We start from the raw sequence: 10,198 nt of genomic DNA, 5'->3' as shown, positions 1-10,198 counted from the left end.
GAGTTATAATTATGTTTGCAGGGGGTGCTATTCTTTCACCACTGCTGTTTTTAACAGCTTATCCAGAAGAAGCTGCTCTAGCACCACATTTTTTACTGGCAGCTGGCTTATCAATTCTGATTGGTTTTGTTCTCTACATTTACGGCAATAAACATCAGTCAGAAGATGTTGAATTATCATTAAATGAAGGAAGTATCATAGTTATATTTTCCTGGTTGGGAGCTATTTTATTTTCTGCAATTCCCTTTATTACCATTCTGGATATGAGCTGGACCCATGCTATTTTTGAAGTTGTAAGCGGCTGGACTACTACAGGTCTTTCTCTAGTAGATGTAACCACTGCTCCAAAGTTGATTTTAATTTGGCGTTCTATTATGCAGTTTTTTGGTGGTGCTGGTCTGGCAGTTATCGCTTTATCATCACTGCTGCCAGTACATGGGATGGGTTTATATATGGCTGAGGCCAGAAGTGATAAACTGCTTCCCCATGTTAAGCGCTCAACAATGATGATTATGAAGATCTATACACTTTATACTGCTGCTGGAGTCTTTTTATACTATTTTTCCGGAATGCCTCTCTTTGATTCAATTAATCATTCGATGGCAGCTATTTCTACCGGGGGATTTTCAACTCAACCGGACAGTATAGGTCATTACAACAGTCTTTCTATAGAAGTAGTTACCATTGTTCTAATGTTTTTAGGTACAATCAATTTTGCAACTCACTATACTTTACTAAAGGGAAAAATTAAGATTTTCTTTAAGAATGCTGAGATTCGCTTAATGATTACTTTATTTACATTACTGACCCCAATTTTGATGTTTTTCTCATTAAATGCATTATACCCAAAATTAAGCGAAAATTTTAGAATAACTTTTTTTCAGATTATTACTGCTTTATCAACAACTGGCTTTTCAACCATCGCTTTTACTGGGTGGCCGCTATTTGCTAATTTCATTATTATTATAATTATGCTGGTTGGTGGTGGAACAGGGTCAACTGCTGGTGGTATTAAACAGTACAGAATTTACTTAATTTTTAAATCAATTTACTGGGAAATCAAAGAACAGTTTTTACCTCGCAGAAGTGTGAGCAGCAACTACCTCTGGCGGGGAGAAAACAAATTTTATGTCAAGGATCAGCACATTAAAGATGTAGCAAACTATATAATTCTATATTTATTTACCTTTATTGCTGGAGTAGCAGTTCACACTGCTTATGGATATTCTCTTTTAGATAGTATGTTTGAATTTGGATCTGCTTTAGGAACTGTTGGACTTTCAATCGGTTTAATTTCTCCAGAGGCACCAACGGGTATTATCTGGACTCAGACTATCGGTATGTTTTTAGGCAGATTAGAGTTTTTCATTATCCTTTATGCAGGCATTAAATTAGTTAAAGATGGTATCTATATTTCCAAACATGATTAAATAAAATAAGAAGACAGGGGTGGTGTTAAATGGATTTAGGAAATATTATTTTAGGTATTGTGACAATTTTTGTATTTATTTATCTTTCGTATGTTCTATTTTTCCCAACAAAGTTCTAAAAGAAAGGTGATATGATGTTAAATATATTAGCTTTAATTGTCTTTTTTATACTATTATTTGCTTTAATATATGTCTTTGGTGAATATATAGCCTGGATATATCAGAAGGAGACAAGGAGTAAAAATGAACTACCTAAAAAGTTAAGTTTTTTTAAAAAGCTGGATCGGCCTTTTAAGTTAATAGAAGAAAAGATATTTTCCTTTTTAAATATTGAGCCGGATAAAGAAATGAACTGGAAGCAGTATCTATTTTCACTTTTAATCTTTAATGGAATTTTATTTGTTTTTCTTTTCCTGGTCTTTAAATTCCAGAATATTCTGCCTCTAAACCCCCTCAATTTAGATGGTATGAGCTGGGACCAGGCTTTCCATACTGCAAGTACCTTTATTAGTAATACCAATCAGCAGCATTATGGAGGGGAAACATTATCTTATTTTTCTCAGCTCTTTGCTGTTTGCCTGGCTATGTTTTTATCAGCAGGAACCGGTCTGGCACTGGCCCCGGCCTTTACTCGAGGAATCCAGAATGAAGAAGCAACAAAACTTGGTAATTTCTATGTTAATTTGATTAAAGGTTTAATCAGATTTTTACTGCCGGTTTCCTTTATAGTAGGTCTAATTTTAATTTCTCAGGGCTCACCCCAGTGGTTTGGAGGCGAAATTGTAGTAAATACTATTGAAGGAGTCAAACAGGTAATTCGTATTGGACCTGTAGCCGGAATAGAAGCAATTAAGACTTTAGGGACAAATGGTGGAGGCTATTTTGCAGCTAATGCTGCTCATCCATTTGAAAACCCGACAATATTAGCAAACATAGTTCTCAACTTAATCATGCTGGCCAGCCCGATGGCGATAATTTATGCTTTTGGAATCTGGATAGGTAAGAGAAGACATGGAGTTATTTTAATTGGAGCTTTATTTGTTATTTTCCTAGGCCTGTTCTGGGTTACTGCAGCAGGAGAGGCTCAGCCTAATCGTGCAATTATAATGAATGAGACAAATTTAACTGTTGATCAGAGTGCGGGTAATATGGAAGGGAAAGAGACCCGTTTTGGCAGTCTTTTAAGTTCGCTCTGGGCAATATCCACAACTTCAACTACCAATGGTGCGGTTAACAGTATGCACAATAGTTATACACCTCAGGGAAGTGTGGGACCATTTCTGGCAATGGCTATGAACTGCCTCTATAACGGAATTGGTGTAGGTCTCTTGAACTTAATGACTTATATCTTTATCTGTGTCTTTATTGCCGGTTTAATGATTGGTCGTGCACCTCAGTACTTAGGTAAACAGATTGAATGGAGAGAAGTTAAAATTGCTGCTTTAATTATTCTTTTACTGCCTGTTTTAGTCTTATTTCCAACTTCTATTGCAGTAATAACCGAAGCCGGAAAAGAAGCTATTCATAACCCGGGTTTTACGGGCTTTTCAGAAGTGCTGTATGAAATGTTTTCAGCCGGAGCTAATAATGGTAGTGGTATGGAAGGCTTAATGGATAACTCGGTATTTTATAATCTGCTCAATGGTGGTGCAATTTTAATGGGAAGATATCTTCCCATTTTTGGTCAGCTTGTAATAGCTGGTAATTTATCTAAGAAAAAAATCAGACCAGAAACAGAAGGAACACTTAAAGTAGAAAATCTATCATTTTTAGTTCTATTTGTTGGTGTAATGATTATTATAGGTGGTTTAATCTTTATGCCTGCATTAGCAGTGGGACCAATTGCAGAAATGCTAAGTGAGGGGATGTAAAGATGTTTGATATAGATTGGGAACAGCAGTGGACAGCAATTAAACAGTCGTTTATCAAACTCGATCCTGGATATTTAATCAAAAACCCGGTTATGTTTGTAGTAGAACTCTGTACCATTTTGACAATAATTCTAACAGTTTATCCACCTCTTTTTAATGGACAGGAACCTACCTGGTATTACCTAACAATTACATTAATTTTAGTTTTTACGCTCTTATTTGCCAATTATGCTGAATCTTTAGCAGAACTTCAGGGTGAGGCCCATGCGGATAGTCTAAAGGCCTTACAGGTGGAAAGTGAAGGTAAAAGATTAAAAAATAAAGATATTGAATTAGCTGAGATAACTGAAGCTGATTATGAGGTTGTAGCTGGAGCAGATATAGAAAAAGGGGATTATGTATTTGTCGAAAAAGGTGACATCATTCCTCGTGATGGAGAAGTTGTTGAAGGTAGTGCCTCTATTGACGAATCAGCAATTACAGGAGAATCAGAGCCTGTAATTAGAGAAAGTGGTGGTGATAGAAACTCTGTTACAGAGGGAACTGAAGTTTTAAGTGATGTGCTTAAAATTGAGGTTACTGCTGCTGTAGGAGAGTCATTTTTAGATAGAATGATTGGTCTGGTAGAAACAGCCTCCAGACAGAAAACTCCCAATGAGATTTCAATGACTCTGCTTTTAGCCAGTTTTACTTTTGTTTATCTGACAGCAGTTGTGACAATGCGTTTCTTTGGCATGTATGTGAATATGGATGTTGATGTTGCTAATTTGATTGCCCTTTTGATCGGTTTAATGCCGACAACTATTGGAGCTTTACTGGCCTCGATTAGAATTGCCGGTATGACAAGGGTAACAAAAGAAAATATAATTGCTAAATCAGGTAAGGCAGTTGAATCAGCCGGTGACCTTGATGCCCTGATTTTAGATAAAACAGGAACAATTACAACTGGAGAAAGAATAGCAGAAGAATTTATAGCAGTCGGAAGTGAGAAAAATGAATTATATAAAGCCTGTCTGCAGTCTTCATATTTTGATGAAACTCCAGAAGGACGTTCAGTAGTTAATCTGGCTCATGACCTGGATGTTGAGGTAGATGAAAGTGAGCTAAAAAAAGAAAACTTCGTGGAATTTTCTGCTAAAACCAGAATGAGTGGTATTGATCTACCTGATGGTACTGAAATTAGAAAAGGATCTGTAGAAGCAGTTAAGGAATATGCTGATGATATTCCTGATGGTTTAACAGATAAAGCTCACGAAATTGCAGATAGTGGAGGTACGCCACTGGCTGTAGCAGTTGATAAGAAGATTCTTGGTTTAATTGAGCTTCAGGATGAATTAAAAGTAGGAATTAAAGCCAGAATTCAGGAACTGCAGGAAATGGGAGTTAAATGTATTATGGCAACCGGTGACAATGAGAGAACTGCCCGCTATGTAGCTGAGCAGGCCGGTATAGAAGAATATTATGCTGAATTTAAACCGGAAGAAAAAATTGCTCTGGTTGAAAAAATTCAAAAAACAGGAAAATTAATTGGAATGACAGGTGATGGTACAAATGATGCTCCTGCTTTAGCCAAAGCTGATGTAGGACTTGCCATGCAGGCTGGAACTAATGCTGCTAAAGAAGCTGGTAATATGGTTGATCTTGATTCTGATCCAACTAAATTAATTGAGGTAGTTGCTATAGGTAAACAGCTATTAATGACCAGAGGTTCGTTAACAACCTTTAGTATTGCCAATGATATTTCAAGATACTTTGCTCTGGTACCTGCAATTTTTAGTGCTGGAATACCTGCTCTACAGCAGATTAACTTTATGAACCTATATTCTCCACAGAGTGTAGTAATTGCATCTTTAATTTATAACTCACTGATTATCCCCTTCTTAATTCCACTGGCAATGAAGGGTGTAGATTATAAGGCAGAGAGCTCATCCAAATTACTGCGTAAGAATCTGGTTATGTATGGTGGAGCCGGTTTGATTGCACCATTTATTTCTATTAAATTAATCGATATGCTATTAGTTATGCTGGGGGTGTTTTAAATGAGTATTAAAAAGAATATTGTAGTGGCTATTAAATTAACGCTGCTTTCGCTTTTGATTTTTTCAATTGTTTATCCACTATTACTGGGTGGAGTTGGACAGCTATTTGCTGATAAAACAGCAGGCAGTATAATTTATCAGGATGGAGAAGCTGTAGGTTCCAGATTAATCGGACAAAACTTTGAAAGTGACAGCTACTTTATTTCAAGACTATCTTCAATTAATTATGATGCTTCAACTTCTGGCAGTGATAATTTAGCTGCTTCAAATCCTAAATTACAGCATAGAATTGCGGCTGACTTAGAAGAAATTGAGAAAAAATACCATCCGGGTAATAAGGCTGTACCGGCAGATTTAATTACTGAATCTGGTTCTGCTTTAGATCCACATATATCACCTGAGGCAGCTTATTTTCAGGTAGAATATTTGGCAGAAAAGACAGGAATTTCTGAGTCAACCCTGAACTCATTAATAGAAGAGCATACAGAGTCAAAGCTGCTGGGCTTATTTGGAGAAAGCAGGGTTAATGTGCTGGAATTAAATCTGGCACTTGAGGAGGTATTAGATTAATGATTGAAAAATTAAAAGAAAACTGGCCTGGATATAAGAAGATTCTACTTCCTTTAGGTCATAAAGCAGATATTAATAATTTAACAGATCTAGCTTCCTTTATTATTGAGCGAAAAAAAGGAGAGGTTAAATTTATCCATGTGATGCGTGAGGGAAGTTATATAGATCTACCTCGTGAATGGAGAGAGGGTGCTAAAAGGGTTACAGAAAGTCACCATAAGATGATGAAGTATGGGATTCACAGTAACCGTGAAATTGTAACTTCTAAAACTATAGAAAGGGGTATTTTAGAGACTGCCTTTGATATGGATGCAGAAGCGATCATCTTGGGCTGGGGCCCTAAGCCGGGGACTAAAATTTCTAAAATGGCCTCACATATCATGGATAATTTTCATGGTGATGTGATTATCTATAAAAATAGGATTGATATTGATCAGACAAAAAAGATAATGTATCCTGTAGCTAAAGATCCTTCTAAAAGCCGATTGAATCTAATTAAACATATTGTTCAGGAAACTGGCGCTACTTTAACTCTGACTCATTATGTTGATAAAAGAGACGGCAGCCGTCAAAAAGGCAAAAAAGTACTGGAACAGGCAAAAGAAAAAGCGCTTGAATTTGGTCTTGATGTCGAAACCATGATGCTGGAGGGCGATTCTCTGACAGCCAGCATTAAAGAAGCCACAGAGGATTTTGATCTGCTAGTTATTGGACCATCTGGAGACTGGTGGGTTTATCAGACTGTATTTGGTCGCAAAACAGATAAAATAGCAGAGGAGGCGCAGTGTTCAGTGCTGCTGCATAAGTATAAAAGTGAAGAAGAATAAAATATGATTTAACCCTCAGGATGGTTAACAGCTGTTCAGGGGGTTTTTGTTTTTATAACTATGGCTTTGTGATATAATATGTATAACTTAAAAAGGATAAAGAATTAGAAGTTAAAATTAAAGAATTTCATGCTTATTGAAAATAAACAAAAAGGAAGGACAAATAATAATGAAAACTATTAAGGTTAATAACTATAAGATGGAAAAAATAGCTTCAAGAATGACTAAGAAATTTGGAAAAATAAAAAGAGGTGAGGAAGATAATTACACCATGGAACTTTTCACCATAGAATCAAATTTAATCAAAACACACCGACGTTATCCGGATTATAAAAGCAGAAGGGTTATTGAGGCTATTAATTTATTTTTATTAAAAATTGATGTTTATCCTAGTAATGGGATTGAGTATGATTTTTCCGGACAATTAAAAGACGGTAATAAAGTTTTTTTAGAGGCACTGCAGATGAGTTGTGATCCTTTTTATAATGAGGAACTAAAAACAGCTTTAAGCAAGGATATTGATTTAGAGGACAGGGAAACTAGAGAAAAAATATTTGAAATCCCTGTTAAATGTTTGCTGCGAATAAAAAAATCAGTAGAGATGTGGATTAGAGAGCTTGGTAATTACGGCTATTTTAAGTTTTTGGAGGAGCAAATGGGAAGTGAAATTGAAGGTAAAGAATTAGATTATACTATAAGATTAAATTAAATGATAACTACATAAAATATGCAGTTGGAAGTGCAATCTATTCGGGTTATAAACTATCTCCCGTAGATGCGGAAATGCTTATTTTTAATTTTTCACTGCTGATTAAAAATAATATCAGTATAGCAGAGATAATTCGTATTTTAGCTGAAAGTTAAGGGGGATTTCAAAATGAAATGGAAAGATATTAGAGATTAATATCCTGATAATATGATTTTCAAAAGCAATACTAATGTATATTTGCAAAAAATAAAACAGATCCCAAAATAGGACCTGTTCTATAAAAAATCTATGATCAAGGAGGATTAAATATTTTTCTTAATCTCTGCTTTTTCTCTAATATTTTTCACATATTGACTAATCTTTTTATTCCTTTTTTGTTGTTTTAGCAGTTCTTCTATTTGAGGTTTAACTTTTTCTAAAGCTTGTGTTTTGTCATCTTTAGTAAATTGTTCTTTATTTTTTTCATAAAACTGCTTAATTTCACTTGAAGTGACATTAACATTCGAAACTACTTTCTCTTCAATTAGTTTATTTACCTTTAACTGTGGATTCTTTAAAAACTGCTGTTTGTATTCTTTCTCATTTTTATAGCCTTGATTTTTAAGAATTGATAGGTACTTTTCCTGATTTAAGTTATTATTTTTTAAAATTCTTTTCTTCTGCTGCTGATAAAGCTGCTCTTTTTCCTTCTGACTGAGCGTAATACCTACATTTTCAGCTTTTTGCTGTAATAAAATGTTATTAATTAAGTTATCAAGCTGCTGCTTCTGATATTCTTTAAGAACTTTTTTACCACTTTCAGTGCTGGTCAATGTCTGAAGAAATTGTTGATCAATCTGATTTATTTTCATTAGAAGCTGATTTGTACTTGCTTTTTGAGCTAATTCTTTACTAGTTATATTTTCCTCATTAACTTTAGCAACAATATTTGATTCCATTTTATTTTTCAAATTAGGATCTGCTGGCTGCTTAGAATTTAAATTTAAATCCTGAGCAAAAACTGTGACTGGTAGAATAAGAACAATGATTAGCAAAGAAGACAAAATTTTCTTTTTCATATTCAAACAACTCCTTTCAAAATTATAAAATAGGATAAGAATTTCAAAGTCATTGACAGAAATATTATTTCACTATTTTTAACTAATAAATACTACCTTCACTATTAAGAGTATAATAATCGAATATTAAAATGTAATTAAAATGAAATGATTATTAGGTTAAAAATTCTTTAACTGTTCTTTACATAAAATCCGATTGTAAAACTCAAAATGAAAGTATAAGAAAAATCTTATTTATCGAAAGTGTAAAATCTTATTTGAGATTCACGATAGTACAAAAATCTATATTATAGCTGCATTTGATGCAGCTTCAAAAAGGGGATCAAATTCATGCCTTTATTCTATTTATAATAATATCAGTTAATTATTAAAACTCTTTTAAAGCAAAATTAAAAGATAATTAGATTAATGATTACATAGAAAGTCTTAATTAGACTAATTTTCTATTATTTGATCTGTTATTTCAATTTCTTATACCGTTTCTTATACCGTTAGAGGTGTCTGAGTTATTGAATGTTCCTTGGAACTTAAAATGATTTTCTTCAATTGTTTCTAATTGACTATCAGTTAATATAGACTCAATATTTTTTTGATACTCAATTCTTTTCTCATTTATTTTGCTTAAAATCTGTTCTAGTTTATCTTCAACTTCTCTAATCTCTGCATTACTTGCTCCACGAAACTCTAGATCTCTAATCTCACGAATTAAACTTCTTAATTCATTTCTTAACTCTTCAGTATCATTATAAAATTCATCTCTAAATTCCAGTATTTTTTCTATTTGGTAATCAGTCAACAATTCTATTGTTTTTTCTACTTGATGATCAAGTAACTTAACTATTTTTTTTACTTGATTATCAGTTAAAGACTCTAATAATTTTTCTATTTGGTAATCAGTTAATTCAACTGATTTATAACCAACACCTTCACCTTTGGTTTGATAATTATAATTTTTGACATTAGAATTCATTCCAGGTCCTTGGGCAAAACTAACTCCAGTCAAACTTACTGCTATAAAGCTAATGACCAATAAAACTTTTAATATTTTTTTCATTTAATTTTCCTCCTAATTTGCTTTAATTTCTTAACTCATAGCTTAATTATAGGAATAAAACTTTAAGGAATGATAAATTTATGTTTATTATTTTAATTAATTCCCTGAATAAGGTCTGGTCTTTTTGATATCTAAAAAAATAAACTATTTTAAATAAAAACCCCTCTGGAGAGAGGGATTAAAATTAACAAAGTAGGAAATTATCGAGTTCAATAATTTATATAGTACCGGTCTTTGTCACAAGTCCAAAATGGAGGAATTTAATTCACTTAGTTATTCTATTTATAATAATATCAGCAAGATATTAGACCTTAATTAACTACAAATTAAAAACTTATTAAATAAAGGATAGTGAAGTTAAAGATTCAAAATTAAATAATAGTATGGGGAAGAATTGGATGAGAATGGTGATCCAGTTATTAAAATAGAGCTGCTGGCAGAAAGAGACGAAATTAAGATTCCTCTGAGATATGAATCAGATCAAATCAAATAACTGTATTGATTTAATTAAGTAAGCTACTGTGATATAATTAAATAAACTTGAGGCTAAAAATGAGGTGTGTCAAATGAAGGAGTTTAATACTACAGGTGTCTGTATTCCAGAAAAACATTATATGGCTGATGTGAGCAAGAAAATTAA

Annotated in this window: 9 protein-coding genes; 7 read left to right on the top strand and 2 right to left on the bottom strand. The window is 33.3% G+C overall.

Translation table 11 applies throughout. The features are described from left to right. The 7 genes from C7954_RS12915 to C7954_RS12885 form a co-directional block, all read left to right on the top strand. On the top strand, positions 1 to 1,430 hold a 1,430-nt coding region (locus tag C7954_RS12915), incomplete at its 5' end, for a TrkH family potassium uptake protein (RefSeq protein ID WP_134060240.1). 29 nt (positions 1,431 to 1,459) lie between these two features. Then, positions 1,460 to 1,549 carry a potassium-transporting ATPase subunit F gene (locus tag C7954_RS14210; RefSeq protein ID WP_073157569.1) on the top strand — a complete coding sequence of 30 codons (90 nt, stop codon included), beginning with the start codon at positions 1,460 to 1,462 and terminating at the stop codon, positions 1,547 to 1,549. A 15-nt stretch (positions 1,550 to 1,564) separates the two neighbouring features. After that, positions 1,565 to 3,301, top strand: coding sequence for a potassium-transporting ATPase subunit KdpA (gene kdpA, locus C7954_RS12905; RefSeq protein ID WP_134060238.1), 1,737 nt, complete (start codon positions 1,565 to 1,567; stop codon positions 3,299 to 3,301). Between the two features lie 2 nt (positions 3,302 to 3,303). Then, positions 3,304 to 5,340, top strand: coding sequence for a potassium-transporting ATPase subunit KdpB (gene kdpB, locus C7954_RS12900; protein WP_134060236.1), 2,037 nt, complete (start codon positions 3,304 to 3,306; stop codon positions 5,338 to 5,340). Continuing rightward, the gene (kdpC, locus tag C7954_RS12895; RefSeq protein WP_089655678.1) at positions 5,341 to 5,910 is read left to right on the top strand and encodes a potassium-transporting ATPase subunit KdpC; all 570 of its coding nucleotides are present in this window, start codon (positions 5,341 to 5,343) and stop codon (positions 5,908 to 5,910) included. It abuts the gene before it with no gap. Then, positions 5,910 to 6,737, top strand: a complete 828-nt coding sequence (locus C7954_RS12890) for a universal stress protein (RefSeq protein ID WP_089655677.1) — start codon at positions 5,910 to 5,912, stop codon at positions 6,735 to 6,737. Before kdpC ends, C7954_RS12890 begins: the two co-directional genes overlap by 1 nt. A 169-nt stretch (positions 6,738 to 6,906) precedes the next feature. Beyond that, the gene (locus tag C7954_RS12885) at positions 6,907 to 7,446 is read left to right on the top strand and encodes a hypothetical protein (protein ID WP_089655676.1); all 540 of its coding nucleotides are present in this window, start codon (positions 6,907 to 6,909) and stop codon (positions 7,444 to 7,446) included. 302 nt (positions 7,447 to 7,748) lie between these two features. Here C7954_RS12885 and C7954_RS12880 read toward each other — a convergent pair whose 3' ends face one another. Together C7954_RS12880 and C7954_RS12875 are read right to left on the bottom strand one after the other, a co-directional pair. Continuing rightward, a complete protein-coding gene (locus C7954_RS12880; RefSeq protein ID WP_089730967.1) occupies positions 7,749 to 8,504 on the bottom strand; it encodes a SurA N-terminal domain-containing protein in 756 nt (251 codons plus the stop codon). A gap of 463 nt (positions 8,505 to 8,967) precedes the next feature. Continuing rightward, positions 8,968 to 9,558 carry a hypothetical protein gene (locus C7954_RS12875; protein WP_089717504.1) on the bottom strand — a complete coding sequence of 197 codons (591 nt, stop codon included), beginning with the start codon at positions 9,556 to 9,558 and terminating at the stop codon, positions 8,968 to 8,970. Positions 9,559 to 10,198 lie beyond the last annotated feature (640 nt).

Source organism: Halanaerobium congolense, from assembly GCF_004366375.1.
In the GTDB taxonomy this organism is placed as follows: domain Bacteria; phylum Bacillota; class Halanaerobiia; order Halanaerobiales; family Halanaerobiaceae; genus Halanaerobium; species Halanaerobium congolense.
Note: the sequence above shows the minus strand (reverse complement) of the source record. Positions and strands in the feature narration are given on the sequence as shown.

Excerpts from the sequence above, each read along its gene's own strand:
- kdpC (WP_089655678.1), top strand. The coding sequence starts at position 5,341 with ATGAGTATTAAAAAGAATATTGTAGTGGCTATTAAATTAACGCTGCTT.
- C7954_RS12880 (WP_089730967.1), bottom strand. The coding sequence starts at position 8,504 with ATGAAAAAGAAAATTTTGTCTTCTTTGCTAATCATTGTTCTTATTCTA.
- C7954_RS12885 (WP_089655676.1), top strand. The coding sequence starts at position 6,907 with ATGAAAACTATTAAGGTTAATAACTATAAGATGGAAAAAATAGCTTCA.
- kdpA (WP_134060238.1), top strand. The coding sequence starts at position 1,565 with ATGTTAAATATATTAGCTTTAATTGTCTTTTTTATACTATTATTTGCT.
- C7954_RS14210 (WP_073157569.1), top strand. The coding sequence starts at position 1,460 with ATGGATTTAGGAAATATTATTTTAGGTATTGTGACAATTTTTGTATTT.
- kdpB (WP_134060236.1), top strand. The coding sequence starts at position 3,304 with ATGTTTGATATAGATTGGGAACAGCAGTGGACAGCAATTAAACAGTCG.
- C7954_RS12890 (WP_089655677.1), top strand. The coding sequence starts at position 5,910 with ATGATTGAAAAATTAAAAGAAAACTGGCCTGGATATAAGAAGATTCTA.
- C7954_RS12875 (WP_089717504.1), bottom strand. The coding sequence starts at position 9,558 with ATGAAAAAAATATTAAAAGTTTTATTGGTCATTAGCTTTATAGCAGTA.